This is a genomic window from Alsobacter sp. SYSU BS001988, from assembly GCF_054796215.1.
On record NZ_JBTAMK010000003.1, the window covers coordinates 463,266 to 478,394 of the forward strand.

General features: G+C 68.6%; 16 protein-coding genes. 5 read left to right on the forward strand and 11 right to left on the reverse strand.

Annotation, left to right across the window (positions count from 1 at the left end; translation table 11 throughout):
- Positions 1-3 precede the first annotated feature (3 nt).
- From ACYVO7_RS09230 to mobA, 6 genes are all read right to left on the reverse strand, one after another.
- Positions 4-870: an NAD(P)-dependent oxidoreductase gene (locus ACYVO7_RS09230; protein WP_460449524.1), complete on the reverse strand. Its 867-nt coding sequence runs from the start codon at positions 868-870 to the stop codon at positions 4-6.
- Positions 871-952: 82 nt separating this feature from the next.
- A complete protein-coding gene (locus tag ACYVO7_RS09235) occupies positions 953-1,669 on the reverse strand; it encodes an ABC transporter permease (protein WP_460449525.1) in 717 nt (238 codons plus the stop codon).
- Complete coding sequence (locus ACYVO7_RS09240) at positions 1,669-2,394, reverse strand: ABC transporter permease (RefSeq protein WP_460449526.1); 726 nt, start codon at positions 2,392-2,394, stop codon at positions 1,669-1,671. Before ACYVO7_RS09240 ends, ACYVO7_RS09235 begins: the two co-directional genes overlap by 1 nt.
- A 117-nt stretch (positions 2,395-2,511) precedes the next feature.
- Positions 2,512-3,297: a transporter substrate-binding domain-containing protein gene (locus ACYVO7_RS09245; RefSeq protein ID WP_460449527.1), complete on the reverse strand. Its 786-nt coding sequence runs from the start codon at positions 3,295-3,297 to the stop codon at positions 2,512-2,514.
- Between the two features lie 187 nt (positions 3,298-3,484).
- Positions 3,485-4,264: a transporter substrate-binding domain-containing protein gene (locus ACYVO7_RS09250; RefSeq protein ID WP_460449528.1), complete on the reverse strand. Its 780-nt coding sequence runs from the start codon at positions 4,262-4,264 to the stop codon at positions 3,485-3,487.
- 84 nt (positions 4,265-4,348) lie between these two features.
- Positions 4,349-4,978: a molybdenum cofactor guanylyltransferase MobA gene (gene mobA, locus ACYVO7_RS09255; protein WP_460449529.1), complete on the reverse strand. Its 630-nt coding sequence runs from the start codon at positions 4,976-4,978 to the stop codon at positions 4,349-4,351.
- A 155-nt stretch (positions 4,979-5,133) separates the two neighbouring features.
- On the opposite strand from mobA, the gene ACYVO7_RS09260 reads away from it, so the two are divergent.
- Positions 5,134-6,255, forward strand: a complete 1,122-nt coding sequence (locus ACYVO7_RS09260; RefSeq protein ID WP_460449530.1) for an Mrp/NBP35 family ATP-binding protein — start codon at positions 5,134-5,136, stop codon at positions 6,253-6,255.
- Between the two features lie 18 nt (positions 6,256-6,273).
- Here the strand turns inward: ACYVO7_RS09260 and ACYVO7_RS09265 are convergent, their stop codons facing one another.
- Together ACYVO7_RS09265 and ACYVO7_RS09270 are read right to left on the reverse strand one after the other, a co-directional pair.
- The gene (locus ACYVO7_RS09265) at positions 6,274-6,618 is read right to left on the reverse strand and encodes a hypothetical protein (RefSeq protein ID WP_460449531.1); all 345 of its coding nucleotides are present in this window, start codon (positions 6,616-6,618) and stop codon (positions 6,274-6,276) included.
- Positions 6,619-6,685: 67 nt separating this feature from the next.
- Positions 6,686-7,075 (reverse strand): hypothetical protein, encoded by a 390-nt coding sequence (locus ACYVO7_RS09270; RefSeq protein WP_460449532.1) that lies wholly within the window; start codon positions 7,073-7,075, stop codon positions 6,686-6,688.
- Positions 7,076-7,370: 295 nt separating this feature from the next.
- On the opposite strand from ACYVO7_RS09270, the gene ACYVO7_RS09275 reads away from it, so the two are divergent.
- Entirely contained in the window at positions 7,371-8,459 is a 1,089-nt protein-coding gene (locus ACYVO7_RS09275) for a TRAP transporter substrate-binding protein (RefSeq protein WP_460449533.1), read from the forward strand.
- A gap of 164 nt (positions 8,460-8,623) precedes the next feature.
- A complete protein-coding gene (locus ACYVO7_RS09280; protein WP_460449534.1) occupies positions 8,624-9,211 on the forward strand; it encodes a formyltransferase family protein in 588 nt (195 codons plus the stop codon).
- Positions 9,212-9,289: 78 nt separating this feature from the next.
- Here the strand turns inward: ACYVO7_RS09280 and ACYVO7_RS09285 are convergent, their stop codons facing one another.
- The 3 genes from ACYVO7_RS09285 to ACYVO7_RS09295 all read right to left on the reverse strand — a co-directional run bounded on the left by ACYVO7_RS09285 (position 9,290) and on the right by ACYVO7_RS09295 (position 12,686).
- Positions 9,290-10,963: a TRAP transporter large permease gene (locus tag ACYVO7_RS09285; RefSeq protein ID WP_460449535.1), complete on the reverse strand. Its 1,674-nt coding sequence runs from the start codon at positions 10,961-10,963 to the stop codon at positions 9,290-9,292.
- A gap of 73 nt (positions 10,964-11,036) precedes the next feature.
- Positions 11,037-11,642 carry a TRAP transporter small permease subunit gene (locus ACYVO7_RS09290; RefSeq protein ID WP_460449536.1) on the reverse strand — a complete coding sequence of 202 codons (606 nt, stop codon included), beginning with the start codon at positions 11,640-11,642 and terminating at the stop codon, positions 11,037-11,039.
- A 141-nt stretch (positions 11,643-11,783) separates the two neighbouring features.
- Positions 11,784-12,686, reverse strand: coding sequence for a DMT family transporter (locus tag ACYVO7_RS09295; protein ID WP_460449537.1), 903 nt, complete (start codon positions 12,684-12,686; stop codon positions 11,784-11,786).
- 233 nt (positions 12,687-12,919) lie between these two features.
- On the opposite strand from ACYVO7_RS09295, the gene ACYVO7_RS09300 reads away from it, so the two are divergent.
- On the forward strand, positions 12,920-14,254 hold the full coding sequence (locus ACYVO7_RS09300) for a methyl-accepting chemotaxis protein (RefSeq protein ID WP_460449538.1): 1,335 nt from the start codon (positions 12,920-12,922) through the stop codon (positions 14,252-14,254).
- 52 nt (positions 14,255-14,306) lie between these two features.
- Positions 14,307-15,125: a glucose 1-dehydrogenase gene (locus ACYVO7_RS09305; RefSeq protein WP_460449539.1), complete on the forward strand. Its 819-nt coding sequence runs from the start codon at positions 14,307-14,309 to the stop codon at positions 15,123-15,125.
- Positions 15,126-15,129: the final 4 nt, after the last annotated feature.

The following is a 15,129-nucleotide window of genomic DNA, read 5'->3' on the forward strand; positions in this document are numbered from 1 at the left end:
GTCTTACTTTTCGAGGCGCGCCACGAGGCTGGACGTATCCCACCGGGAGCCGCCCATCTTCTGCACCTCGGAGTAGAACTGGTCGACCAGCGCCGTGACGGGCAGGTGCGCTCCGTTGCGGCGGGCCTCGGCGAGGCAGATCGACAGGTCCTTGCGCATCCAGTCCACCGCGAAGCCGAACTCGAACTTGCCGGCGTTCATGGTCTTGTAGCGGTTCTCCATCTGCCAGGACTGCGCCGCGCCCTTGGAGATCGTCTCGATGACGCCCTCCACGTCGAGGCCCGCCTTCTTGGCGAAATGCACGCCCTCCGACAGCGCCTGCACGAGGCCGGCGATGCAGATCTGGTTGACCATCTTGGTGAGCTGGCCCGCGCCCGAGGGGCCGAGCCGGCGGCAGGCGCGGGCGAAGCTCATGATGGCGGGCTCGACCTTGGCGAACACGTCCTCATCGCCGCCGCACATCACGGTCAGCACGCCGTTCTCGGCGCCGGCCTGGCCGCCCGAGACGGGAGCGTCGATGAAATGGAGGCCGAGCTCCCGACCCTTGGCGTAGAGCTCGCGCGCCACCTCGGCCGAGGCGGTGGTGTGGTCGACGAAGGTCGCGCCCTTCTCCATGCCGGCGAAGGCGCCGTCGTCGCCCAGCACGATCGAGCGCAGGTCGTCGTCATTGCCCACGCAGGCGAACACGATCTCCTGCCCGGCGGCCGCCTCCCTGGGGGTGCGGGCGGCCATGCCGCCATTCTCGCTCACCCAAGTCTGCGCCTTCGCGAAGGTGCGATTGTAGACGGTCACCTCATGGCCCTTCGCCTTGAGGTGGCGGGCCATGGGGTAGCCCATGACGCCGAGGCCGAGGAACGCGACTTTCGCCATATCGAAACTCCTGCGCGGGGCGCGCAGCGGCGCTCCCGGAGACGGTGAGGGATCAGGGCCGGCCGGAACCGGGCGGCCGATATCAGGCGTGAGACAGGTGCCGCGTCAAGCGCCGCTCGGCGACGTCCCACACACGGCGGATGATTTCGACGATCAGCAGGTAGAGCACCGCGGCGAAGACATAGACCATCAGGTCGAAGGAGCGCGCGAAAGCGAAGCGGGTGGAGCCCATCAGGTCCAGGATGGTGACCAGCGACGCCACGGCCGAGGACTTCACCATGATGACGAGCTCGTTGCCCAGCGGCCGCAGCGCCACCATGGCGGCCTGGGGCGCGACGACCTTCCAGAAGATGTGGCGGGCCTTCATGCCGAGCGCGCGCGCCGCCTCCCACTGGCCCCGATGCACCGACTGGATGGAGCCGCGGTAGATCTCGGCCTGGTAGGCGGCGGTGTTCAGCGTGAAGGTGAAGGCCGCGCAGAAGAACGCCTCGCGGAAATAGGTCCACAGCCCGATGCTGTCGAGGAAAGGGCGGAACTGGCCGGCGCCGTAGTAGCACAGGAACAGCTGCGCCAGCAGCGGCGTGCCGCGGAAGAAGGTGGTGTAGGCCGTGGCGATCCCGGACGTGACGGGGCCGCCATAGAGGCGCACCAGCGCGATCGCGAGCCCCAGGGCCGAGCCCAGCACGATCGAGATCGCGACGAGCTGCATCGTCGTCCCGAGCCCGCCGAAGATGCGGCAGCCGTAATTGGTCAGGGCCTCGTTGCCGATGACGTAGCCGGGATACTGGCACCAGTTCATCAGCCGCGCCCCGCGCCGGAGACGAAGCCGCGATTGGTCCGGTCCTCGAGCTTGGAGATCCCCCAGGCGGAGGAGACCGAGAACAGCATGTAGATCAGGCAGGCCGCGCCGAAGAACAGGAAGGGCTCCTTGGTCACCACATTGGCCCGCCCGGTCCAGAACATCAGGTCGGGCAGGGCGATGACGGACACCAGCGAGGTCTCCTTCAAAAGCACCATCCAGTTGTTGCCGAGGCCGGGGAGGGCGACGCGCAGCAGCTGCGGCGCCACCACGAGGCGGAACGCCAGCCCCTTGCTCAGGCCCAGCGCATAGGCGCCCTCGCGCTGGCCCTTGTGGATGGCGTTCAGCGCGCCGATCCAGACCTCGCAGGAGAAGGCGCCGAGCACCAGGCCCAGCGCGATCATGCCGGCCACGAAAGCGGGCATCTCGATGTTGCCGGAGAGGCCGACCGTCTTCCAGAGCTTCTGCAGGCCGAGCTGCAGGCCGAAATAGACGATGTAGAGCGTGAGAAGCTCCGGCACGCCGCGGAAGACGGTGGTGTAGAACGTCCCGAACGCGCGCAGGACCCGGTTGTCGGATCGCTTCGCCAGGGCGACCAGCAGCCCGAGCGCCACCCCGAACGGCAGCGTGGCCAGCGCCAGCGTGATGGTCACCAGCGCGCCGCGGGCCAGCTCGTCCCCCCAGCCCTTGTCGCCCCAGGCGAGGAGGTTCAGGTAGTAATCCATGGCGCCGCGCAGGTCAGGCGGGGAGGGGACGCCGGTCGGGACCGGCCGGCGTCAGGCGGATGGAGCGGCCCCGCTGGGCCGCTCCACGTCGGGTCGCGTCAGGCGAGGCCGTGAGCCTCAGTCGACCATGATGTTGATCTTGAAGTACTTGTCGGCGATCTTCTTGTGCGTGCCGTCCTTGAGCGACTCCTCGATCGCCTTGGAGAACATGTCGCGCAGCGCCGTGTCCTCCTTGCGGACCGCCATGCCGACGCCCGGGCCGTGGATGGCCGGGTCGCGCTTCACTTCGCCGACGAACTTGCAGCAATCCTTGCCCTGGCCGTTGATGAAGTCCTCCAGCGAGAGCATGTCGGCGACGATGTAGTCGAGGCGTCCGTTCTTGAGGTCCAGATTGGCCTCTTCCTGGGTCGGGTAGAGCTTCACCGACGAACCGGAGTAGAACTTCTCCAGGTAGTTGGCGTGGACCGTCGAGCTCTGGGCGCCGATGGACTTGCCCTTCAGGGCGGCCGGCGAGGTGTCCGTGCTGGTCACGCTCTTGGCGGCGATCACCGAGATCGGCGTGCGGGTGTAGACGGCCGTGAAGTCGACCTTCTTCTTGCGCTCGTCCGTGGCGTTCATGCCGGCCGCGATGATGTCGTACTTGCCCGACAGCAGCGCCGGGATGATGCCGTCCCAGTCCTGCGCCACCCAGGTGCACTTGATCTTCATCTTGTCGCAAAGGGCGTTGACGTAGTCGATCTCGAAGCCCTCGAGCTCGCCCTTGGCGTTCAGGTTGTTGAAGGGCGGGTAGGCGCCTTCCGTCCCGACGCGGACTTCCTTCCATTCCTTCTGCTGCGCCTGCGCGATGCCCGCGGCGGCCAAAATAGCCGCGACGGCGACGGCAGCGATGCGAATGGTCTTCATATCAAAAACCCTCCAGTGGTCCCGCTGTGCGCGGGGCTCGTTCGACCGTCCCGTCTTGCTCCAGGGGCGCAGCGCGCCTCCAGCTTGACCTTATTGGGACGATGGTGGCGCATTGGACACCGCCGCTTTGCGCGACGCAACAGCCTTGCCGGAGGAAGCCGCTGATTTGTCGGGCAAAGCCTGCCCGCTATTTCACGTCGAAGGGGAAGTACCGGGCACGGATGCGCGCATAGGTTCCGTCAGCCTGGATGCCGTCCAGCGCCTCCTCGAACAGGCGCTTGAGGTCGCCGTCGGACTTGCGCAGGCCGATGCCGTAGCCTTCGCCGAAATAGGAGACGTCGTCCGGCGCGTCGGCCAGGAAGGCGCAGCAGCTCGCCTCCTGGCCGCGCTTCAGCCATTCGGTCAGGGCGATCTTGTCGCCCAGCACGGCGTCGAGGCGCCCGAGGGCGAGATCGAGGCTCGCCTCGTCCTGGTTGGCGTAGAGGCTGATCTCCGATCCGGGCTTGTAGAGATCCTCCAGATAGGTGGCGTACACCGTCCCGCTCATCGCGCCGAGCTTGCGGCCCTTCAGGGCCTGCGGCGTGACGTCGGCCAGGTCGGTGTCCTTGCGGGCCATGAAGACGGCGGGCGTGCGGTAGTAGCGCTTGGTCAGCGCGATCTTCTGCCGGCGCTCCTCGGTGATCTCCAGCGAGGCCACGATGGCGTCGAACTTGCGCTTCTTCAGATCGGGGATGAGGTCGTCCCAGTCGTCCAGCACGAAGACGCACTCCGCCTTCATGCGCTCGCACAGGGCCTTGGCGACGTCGATCTCGAAGCCCTGCAGCTTGTCGTCCTCGACGAAATTGAACGGAGGATACGCGCCCTCGGTGGCGATGCGGATGGTGGCCCAGTCCGCGGCGCGCGACGACGGGATCGGGGCGCCTGCGAGCAGGGCCGCCAGGACGGCGATGGGCAGGCTCTTGTTCACGGCTCTGCTTTGAAAAACGGCGGCCCGGCCGGGCTCACGATTGCGCTGGCATTATGCGCAGCGCCATGGACGCGGCAATGCGGTTTATTGCGAAGCCAGCAGCGCTTGCGCCGCCGACAGCTCCTCCGGGGTGTTCAGGTTGGAGAACGGGTCCGGGCCGTCGCCCGCCGGGAACGCGACGATCCGGTGCGCGAGGCGGGCCAGTACGCGATGGACCGCCCGCCGTCCCTCCGCCAGCGCGGCCTCCACGGCCGCCCCGGCCCGGATCCGCCAGAGCCCGAACAGCGGCTCCAGCCCGTTCGGGCCGCCGGCGATCGCGACGTCGACCTCCGCCGTCAGGGCGTCCCGCAGCCGCGCGACGGCGTCCAGCGGCAGGAACGGCGCGTCCGACGGGCAGGTCGCCACGACCGAATAGCCGTCGCGCCGGGCCAGCGCGATCGCGACGGCCACGCCGGCCAGCGGCCCGGGATTCTCGCCGTGCCGGTCCGGCTCCACAGGCAGTCCGAACGGCGCGAAACGAGCGGGGTCGCCATTGGCGTTGAGCGCCAACCGGTCGACCTGCGGTTCGAACCGTTCGATCACATGGGCCAGCAGCGGCCGGCCGCCCAGCTCCACGAAGGCCTTCTCGCGCCCCATCCGGGACGACAGCCCGCCGGCCAGGATGACGCCCAGCACGGCTTCGGGCGCGCGCTGCGACCCGCTCTCGCTCTCCATGGCCGACTCCTGTTCGTGCGGCGCCGCGTCATTGACCGGCTCCGGCCGATCTTTACATAGAGGCGGCGGCGTCGGGACCCCAGAGCGGGCGCGGGCCGCCGATCGCAGCGCCCCCGGTGGGGCGCCAAGCCGAATTCGCCGTGAGGAGTCAGCCGTTGGTCACCGAGAAGGACGTCCTCGCCGCGCTCGCGCGGGTTCCCGGACCCGACGGGCGCACGCCCATCACCCAGAGCGGCGCGCTCTCCGGCCTCTCGATCCAGGGCGCGAAAGTGTACCTCTCGCTGGCGGCTGACCCGTCCCGCGCCGCCGCCGCCGAGCCGATGCGAAAGGCGGTGGAAGCCGCCGTCAAGGCGCTTCCCGGCGTCGAGGCCGTGCTGGCCACGCTCACGGCCGAGCGGGCGCCGGGAGCCGCGGGCGCCTCTCCGGGCCCGGCCTCTCCGGGCCCGCGCGCGACGGCCGCCACGGCGCGCGCCGGGGTGCCGGGGGTCAAGCGCATCATCGCCGTCGCGTCCGGCAAGGGCGGCGTCGGCAAGTCGACGACGGCCGCCAATCTGGCGCTTGGGCTCGCGGCCCGCGGCCTCAAGGTCGGCGTGCTCGACGCCGACATCTACGGCCCGTCCATGCCCAAGCTCTTCGGGCTGCATGAGAAGCCCGAGATCCTCGAGGGCAAGATCATGAAGCCGCTCGAGCGCTACGGCCTGAAGATCATGTCGATCGGCTTCCTGATCGAGGACGAGACTCCCGTCATCTGGCGCGGCCCGATGGTGATGTCCGCCCTGCAGCAGATGCTGCGCGAGGTGGCCTGGGGAGACCTCGACGTGCTCGTGGTCGACATGCCTCCCGGCACCGGCGACGCGCAGCTCACCATGGCTCAGGCGGTGGCGCTCGCGGGCGCGGTGATCGTCTCCACGCCCCAGGATCTCGCTTTGATCGACGCGCGCCGCGGCATCGCGATGTTCAAGCGCACCGACGTGCCCGTGCTGGGGCTCGTGGAGAACATGTCGACCTTCATCTGCCCGCATTGCGGCGGCCGGTCGGACATCTTCGGCCATGGCGGGGCGCGCGACGAGGCGGCTCGGCTCGGCGTGCCCTTCCTGGGGGAGGTGCCGCTCGACATGGAGATCCGCGAGCGCTCGGACGCGGGCCTGCCGGTGGTGGCCACGGTCCCGCAAAGCCCGCACGCGCTGGCCTACCGCGCCATCGCCGATCAGGTCTGGACCGCGCTGGAGGGCGGCGCCGCCAGCGCGCGGCCCGCTCCCCGGATCGTCATCGAATAAGCCGGCCCGCTCGCGCCCTTATTCGAGGACGACGTCGTAGTTGACCGTCGAGCATCCGCTGCCTTGGGGGCCGGTCCCACACACCGAGACGGCGAACTTGTCCCGGCCGGTTCCCGCGCCCTTCCTGGCGTAGGCCAACTTGAACGCTCCCGTCTGTGTCAGGACGCCGCTGCTGGGCTGCGTCGCGATCTTCGAGGACGTGAAGATGAGCTTGCCGGCGGATGTAAAAGTGTAGGAGCAGCGCTTCGAGTCGGCTCCGATCATGGAACGCCAGGTCACCGAGTCGTTCTGGGCGGGAAAGAAACGCTGGTTTCTGGTGAAGACGCGACACTCGGCCCAGGCGCAATCCGCGCCGCCGATCAAGGCCAACGCTGCCGCAGCGACAGTCGGGACTCGAAGACAACGGATTGCAGGTTGAGAAATACAACCTCTAGGGCCAGGCCGGCGCGGCGTGCAGCGCCACGCCGGCGACGAAGACCACGAAGAGCAGCTTCGAGGCCCAGTGCCGCAGTCCGAACATCATGGGTTGCAGCGCGGTCCTCAGCAGCCAGAACCCGGCTCCCAGGAACAGCAGTCCGCGCCCGAGCGGGTCGGCGGCGACGACCTCGGGCTTCGCCGCCAGGCCCGCCCCGGCGCCGGCGAAGACGAACACCAACATGAGGTTGAGCGTGTGCACGATGGCCCGGTTCACCGGGTCGAGCTTCGCCAGCCGGCTGCGCCAGCGAAAGATCAGCGGGAAGCAAAGGTGAAACAGGGCGAAAGCGAGGTCATACGCCCCCGCCGCCGCGATGAGGTCTCGTGCCGAGACGGATGAGAACACCTTCCGCTCCTGAAAACGCGATCAAAGGGCGGGATCTGCGCCCGCTCCGTCCGGGACGGCGGCGATTGACCGCAAAAACTCACCTTTCTCGCAGTCTTCTCTTGCCATCGATCCGCGCCCGTCGCATAGCTGCGCCACGCTAGGCGTGGTTCGATCCCCGGCGGTGCGATTGCCCCGCCGGATGCGATGGTCCACATTCGGCGCCCTGCGTCCAGCTTTCCCGAGCGCGGCCGCGGTCATCAAAAAACGACATCGGTTTCTGGCCTCTTCGCGAGGCCATCGGAGGGAACTCAGAATGAAGCGTCGTCAGTTTATCCAGACCGCTGGCGTGGGCCTTGCGGCCAGCGCGGTGGCCGCCCCCGCCATCGCCCAGTCCAGCCCCGAGGTGAAGTGGCGCCTCACCTCCAGCTTCCCCAAGTCCCTCGACACGATTTATGGCGGCGCCGAATACATGGCGAAGCAGGTGTCCGAGATGACGGACGGCAAGTTCCAGATCCAGGTGTTCTCCGCCGGCGAGATCGTGCCCGCCCTGCAGGCGCTCGACGCCACGCAGAACGGCACCGTCGAGGCCTGCCACACCGTCTCCTACTACTATGTCGGCAAGGACCCGACCTTCGCGATCGCGGCGTCGGTCCCGTTCGGCCTCAACGCCCGCCAGCAGAACTCCTGGCTGTTCCAGGCCGGCGGCAACGAGCTCTTCAACGAGTTCTACAAGAAGTACAACGTCGTCGGCGCGCCCTGCGGCAACACCGGCACCCAGATGGGCGGCTGGTTCCGCAAGGAGATCAAGACCTCCGCGGACCTGAGCGGCCTCAAGATGCGCATCGGCGGCATCGCCGGCCAGGTGCTGCAGAAGCTCGGCACGGTTCCGCAGCAGATCGGCGGCGGCGACATCTACCCGGCGCTCGAGAAGGGCACCATCGACGCGGCCGAGTGGGTCGGCCCCTATGACGACGAGAAGCTCGGCTTCAACAAGGTCGCGCCCTACTACTACTATCCCGGCTGGTGGGAGGGCGGCCCGACCGTCCACGCCTTCTTCAACCAGGAGAAGTTCAACGCGCTGCCGAAGCACTACCAGGCCATCCTGCTCAACGCCTGCACGGCCGCGAACACCTGGATGCAGGCGCGCTACGACATGCAGAACCCGGGCGCCCTGAAGCGCCTCGTCGGCGCCGGCGTGCAGCTGCGTCCCTTCCCGCAGGAGGTGATGGAGGCCTGCCTCAAGGCGTCCAACGAGCTCTACGCCGAGATCAGCGCCAAGAACGAGGACTTCAAGAAGGCGATCAACGCGATGATCGCCTACCGGAACGAGGAATATCTCTGGTTCCAGGTCGCCGAGTTCACCTACGACAACTTCATGATCCGGGCGCGCGCCCGCGGCTGAGCGGACGCCGGCCTCATCGATCGCAGGAAGCCCCGGGCCAGTCCCGGGGCTTTTTCGTTGGGCGCCTCGCGCCGGTTCATGCTGCGCTGCAGCGAACGGGGGTTCACGTCCCGGCTCGCCGCGCTATGAAGGAGGCGACGTCCACCAGCATGGGATTGAGCCGCATGAGAGTCGCCCTGATCGGATCCCGGTGGTTCGCCGCCCGCGTGCTGGACATCCTGCTCGACCGCGGCGACGAGGTCTTCGTGATCGGGACGAACGGCGAGGACCAGCTCGGCAAGCTGGCGGTCGAGAAGGGAGCGCCCCACAGGCTGCTCGACAATCCCAGGAGGATCGGCGCGGACTTGCTGCCCGGCGGCCGGTTCGACGCCATGATCGCGGCGCATTGCCACGCCTTCATCGACGCCGACGCGCGGGCGAGGGCCAAGGAGGCGTTCGGCTACCATCCGTCGCTGCTGCCGCGCCACCGCGGCATCGCGGCGGTGGAGTGGACCATCAAGGCGCGCGATCCCATCGCGGGCGGCTCGATCTACCATCTGGCCGACGGCTGGGACGACGGCCTCGTGGGCGAGCAGGAATGGTGCTTCGTCTACCCCGACGACGACGCGGGCTCTCTGTGGAAGCGCGAACTGGCCCCCATGGGGCTGCGCCTCATCCGCCGCGCGCTGGAGACCATCGAGGCGACGGGCGAACTGCCCGGCCACGCCCAGGACCCGAAGGCGGTGACGCTGGCCCCCTTGAGCGGGCTATAGGCGTCACAGTCGTCACGGGCGCGCGAAAAAGGCCGGGAGTGACCCCGGCCTTTTCGCGTGCTGAAAACCTTCCGCCGGCTACTGGATCTTCGGCGGCGTCCCGAAGTCCAGCGTCGGCGGCGCGTCGTCCATCTTGGGCGTGAGGTTGTCCAACTGCTCCATGGCCTTCTTCTGGTCCACCACGGGCCCGCTGTTCTTGTAGTGCATGACCATGCTGGGGAAGAGCAGCACCAGGGCCACCATGATGAGCTGGATCACCACGAAGGGCACCGCGCCCCAGTAGATCTGCCCGGTCGTGACCGGCTCCATCGTCGCGCCGGTGACCCGGTCCTTGTAGGCCTCCCGGGGCGCCACGGAGCGCAGATAGAACAGCGCGAAGCCGAAGGGCGGGTGCATGAACGAGGTCTGCATGTTCACGCCCAGCATCACGCCGAACCAGATCAGGTCGATGCCGAGCTTGTCGGCGACGGGCCCGATCAGCGGCACGGCGATGAAGGCGAGCTCGAAGAAGTCGAGGAAGAACGCCAGGATGAAGATCAGCAGGTTCACGAAGATCAGGAAGCCGACCTGGCCGCCCGGCAGCGAGGTCAGCAGGTGCTCCACCCAGACATGGCCGCTGACGCCGAAGAAGGTGAGCGAGAACACGCGCGCGCCGACCAGGATGAACACCACGAAGGCCGACAGCTTGGCGGTGGACTCGGTGGCCTGACGGACGAGCTCCCAGCTCAGCCGGCGCTTGGCGATGGCCAGCAGCATCGCGCCGGCCGCCCCCATCGCGCCGCCTTCCGTCGGGGTGGCGAGACCGATGAAGATCGTGCCCAGCACCAGGAAGATGAGGCCGAGCGGCGGCACCATCACGAAGACGGTCTGCTCCGCCATGCGCGACAGCAGCCCGAGGCCGGAGATCTTGTTGAGGACCGCGATGACGAAGGACACCGCCACCGCCACCGTCATGGTGAGGACGACGAAGTCGGCGCCAGCGCCCACCTTGGTGAAGTTGCTGATCGTCAGGTAGCCGATCACCCCGGACAGCACCGTCACCACCAGCACCGAGAGGCGGCGGGTCTGTCCGTCGGCGTCCTGCAGGGTCTGCGCTTCGGGCGGCAGGCCGGGAGCCGCCTTCGGGTTGAACACGCCGACCAGGAAGACGTAGAGCGCATAGAGGGCCGCCAGCACGATGCCGGGGATGAACGCGCCCTCATACATGTCGCCGACCGAGCGGCCGAGCTGGTCGGCCATCACGATGAGCACGAGCGAGGGCGGGATGATCTGCGCCAGCGTGCCGGAGGCCGCGATGACGCCGGAGGCCAGCCTGCGGTCATAGCCGTAGCGCAGCATGATGGGCAGGGAGATGAGGCCCATCGAGATCACCGACGCCGCCACCACGCCGGTGGTCGCGGCCAGGAGGGCGCCCACGAAGACCACCGCATAGGCGAGGCCGCCGCGCACCGGGCCGAAGAGCTGGCCGATGGTGTCCAGCAGGTCCTCGGCCATGCCTGATCGTTCGAGGATCAGGCCCATGAAGGTGAAGAATGGAATGGCCAGCAGGGTGTCGTTGTTCATCACCCCGTAGACGCGTTCCGGCAGCGCCTGCAGGAAGTCCGGGCGGAACAGCCCCAACTCGATGCCGAGCAGCGCGAAGAACAGGCCGTTGGCGGCCAGGGCGAACGCCACCGGGTAGCCCAGCAGGAGGAAGAGCACGAGAGCGCCGAACATGATCGGCGCCATGTTCTCGATCAGGAATGCGGTCATGGGGAGAGATCCCGGAGAGGCGATGCGCTGGGCGCGGGGGCGGTCGGCCCAGCCGGCCCGCCTGGGAGTGTCGTCAGTGGACGGGCTTGGGCGGCTCCAGCCCCGCGGCCGCCAGCAGGCGCTCCGCCTCGGCCTCCGCCGCCGCATGATGGCCGCCGCCCGACGCCGTGTCGGCGAGCTGGCCCCGCATGATGGCCACCCGCTTGATGAGTTCCGACACGCCCTGCAGGAACAGCAGGAAGAAGGCGATCGGCAGCAGCATCTTGGAGGGCCATTGCGGCAGCCCGCCCGCATTGGCGCTCTGCTCGTTGATGTTCAGGCTGCGCAGCGCGAAGGGCACGGAGGTGATCAGCATCACGATCGTGAGCGGCAGCAGGAACAGCGCATGGCCGATCACGTCGATCCAGTCGCGGCCGCGCTTGGGCAGCATGCTGTTCACGATGTCGATTCGGATGTGCTCGTTGCTCAGGAGCGTCCAGGGGGAGCACATCAGGAAGACGATCCCGAACAGCACCCATTGCAACTCGAGCCACGCGTTCGACGACATGTCGAAGAGCTTGCGGATGATGGCGTTGCTGGTGGAGACCACGACGGCCACGACGATCAGCCAGCTGACCCACCGTCCGATGCGCGTATTCATTCCGTCGATCAGACGGCTCAGTCCGAGCAAACCTGACACCTGCACCCCTCCTCGAAACCGCCCTTCGGACGTTTCTCGCCAGACGAGCCCTCTTCTTCACGATGGGGGAGCGTCGTCAAGCCTGACCGCTATAACATCATGGCGAAAACTGGGCTAGCGCGCGGACTGCGAAAGCTCGCCTCAGGCGTCCGCCGTCCCGAGCTCCCGCGCGGCGTCGCGCGCCCGGATGCGCTCGCGATGGACCGTGTAGACGCCGCTGCCCACCACCAGCGTCGCGCCCGCCAGCGTCGTGGCGTCCGGAATCTCGCCGAACACGGCCGCCCCGGCCAGGATCGCCCAGACGATCACGCTGTAGCGAAACGGGGACACGACCGTGACGTCGACGCCCCGGAAGGCGGTGATGACGCACAGATGACCCAGCGCCACCGCCAGTCCCGCGCCGGCGAGCCCGGCCCATTGGGCGGGCGTCGGCGCGATCCAATCTTCCGACAGCCCCAGGACCGCGCCCGCGGCGCACACGGCGGTCGACGTCGCCGCCAGCACCGCCGCGGTCGGCACGGAGGAATGGATCCTCCGCGTCACGAGGTCGCGCACAGCGACGAAGACGGCGGAGAGCAGCGCGACCAGCGTGTAGACGTCGAAGCTCTCGCCCGTGGGCCTGACCACCAGCAGCACGCCGGCGAAACCCGTCAGCACCGCCGCCCACCGGCGCCAGCCCATCGGCTCCAGCCCGGTCACGGCGCAGAACACCGCGATCAGGATGGGGGAGGACTGGCCGATGGCCGTCAGGTCGGCCAGGGCCATATGGCCGAGCGCCGTCACGAAGCACAGCGCCACGATCGCCTCGACGCCGGCGCGCAGGACCGCCGGTCCGGCCAGCACGCGGCGCGTGTCGCGCACATGGCCCATCCCCACCAGCAGGGCGACGCTGCACAGGACGGCGAAGACCCCGCGCACGAACACCACCTCTCCGGGCGGCAGGGCGGTGCGGACCAGCTTCATCAGGGCGTCGCTGGTGGTGAAGACCGCCATGGCGGCGAGCATGGCGAGGACGCCGCGGCGGTTCTGGACGAAGCTGGACATCGGTCTCGGGGGCAAGCGCGGGCGGGGACGGGACCCTATCCCATCCCGATGCGCTTGGGCGCCGTCCGGGCGCATGTCCGCCCGGAGAAAAGGTCGCGTCATGGGAGGTCGCGCCGGCCGCCGACCACCGGATCGGGTATGACATTTTTCAACCGACGGCGTCAGACCTGCTTAGGTGCTCGTTAAGTCTGGCGCCCTAGCATCCCTGCCACTGAAAAGTTCAGCAGGGCTCGATGTCGTTCCTCGACGATCTTCGTTCGCGTCAGAAGGCGTTCGCCATCGACGACCGGACCGCCGCCATCGTGCGCGGACTGCAGCCGCTCGTGGCGCGCGACGTCGAGAGGGTCCTGCGCGGCTATTACGAGAGCTGGAACGCGCTTCCCGGCTTCAGCGAATTCGCCCAGCGGCATGCGGAGGCCTATGTGGGCTTCCAGTCCGACTATTACGCCCGCATGTTCGACGGGCGGATGGACGACGCCTATGTGGAGCGCCTGCGCGAGACCATCGGGCGCGAGATGCGCGACGGCTATGGGCCGCGCATCCGGCTGGCTACCGCCGTCACGCTCAGCGCCCACCTGTTCGACCTGATCGGCCGCAGGCACAGATTCTCCGGCCGGCGCGTCGCGGACGAATGCGCGGCCGTCATCCGCTATGTGGCCGTCGACGCGCTCAACGCCATGGCGGTGGAGCAGGCGGACCTGAAGCACGGCCTGGAGGAGCGGCGCGCGCGGGTGGACGAGGCCCTCACCGGCTTCACCACCTCGGCGGGCGGCGTCTCGACCGCGCTGACGCAGGCCGCCGAAGCCGTCGAGACCACCGCGGCCGAGACGCTCAACGCCTCCGATCGGGCCCGCACCGAGGTCGACAGGGCCGACCGCGCCTCGCGCGACAGCGCCGACCGGGTGACCGCCACCGCCGACGCCACCGAGACGCTGTCGCGCTCGATCGCCGACATCGGCGAACAGGTCCAGAAAAGCCTCAACATCACCCAGCAGGCCTCCATGGACGTGGCCGAGATGGCCCGCACCATGCGCGAACTCGCCGGCGCCGTCGAAAGGGTGGGGTCGGTGGTCGGCCTGATCTCGGAGATCGCGGCCCAGACCAACCTCCTCGCCCTCAACGCCACCATCGAGGCGGCGCGCGCGGGCGAAACCGGCAGGGGCTTTGCGGTGGTCGCCTCGGAGGTGAAGTCCCTGGCGGCGCAGACGAGCCGCGCCACCGACGACATCGCCAACCAGATCCACGCCATCCAGGCCGCCACGCAGGCCTCCGTGAACCAGATCGCCACCATGGTGGGCTCCATCGACCAGGTGTCGGACATCGCCTCCGTCATCGCCTCGGCCGTGGAGGAGCAGAGCGCCGCCACCAACGCCATCGCGACCGGGGCGCAGGACGCGGCCCGCATAGCCGCCACCGTGGGCGACGCCGCCCACAGCGTGCGCGACGCCATGGACGCGCTGGAGAAGTCGGGCGGGGAGATGCGCCGGCGCTCGATGCTGCTCGCCCAGCAGTCGAGCGCGTTCGGATCGGAACTCGACCTTCTGGTCACCCGTTTGCGCTCTGCTTGAACGCGGGTCCGTCCCGCGCCTCGTCCGATCCCGCCGCGCCCAGGAGACGCCAGTGCCCCAGTTCCCCCAACGGCTCGCCGGCCGGCATGCCCTCGTCACCGGAGGCTCGCGCGGCATCGGCAAGGCGGTCGCGATCCGCTTCGCCCAGGAAGGCGCCGTGGTCGCGATCAATCATCGCAACGATCCGGACGCGGCGCGGGAGACCCTGGAGGCGCTGAACGCCGCCACCGCGCAGGCGGGCCTGCCGCAGGCGGCCCACCGCATCGAGGTGGGCGACGTGTCCAAGGAGCAGGATCTGGAGGCGATGTTCGCCGCGCTGGTCTCCGCCTGGGGCCGCGTCGACATCCTGGTCAACAACGCCGGCGTCCAGAGCGAGACGCCAGGCGACACCATGACGGCGGAAGACATCGGCCGCATCATCGCCGTCAACCTGGAGGGACCCGCGATGGCGTCGCGCATCGCCATCCGGCACTTCCTCGGGCGGCCCGGCGGCGGCGTCATCCTCAACACGTCGAGCGTGCACGAGGTCATTCCCAAGCCCGGCTACGCCGCCTACGCCATGTCGAAGGCCGGCCTCGGCCATCTCACCCGCACTCTGGCGCTGGAGTTCGCCGACAAGGGCGTCCGGGTGAACGCCATCGGCCCCGGCGCCACCGTCACGGCCATGAACGACTCCTGGCGCGACGATCCGCAGAAGCGCCGCGCGGTGGAGAGCCACATCCCGATGGGGTTCGCCGCCGACCCGGAGGACATGGCCCCGGCCTACGCCTTCCTGGCCTCGGACGAGGCGCGCTACATCACCGGACAGTCGCTGTTCATTGACGGCGGCCTGACGCTCTACCCGGACTTCAAGCACAACTGGTCGTCGTGAGGCG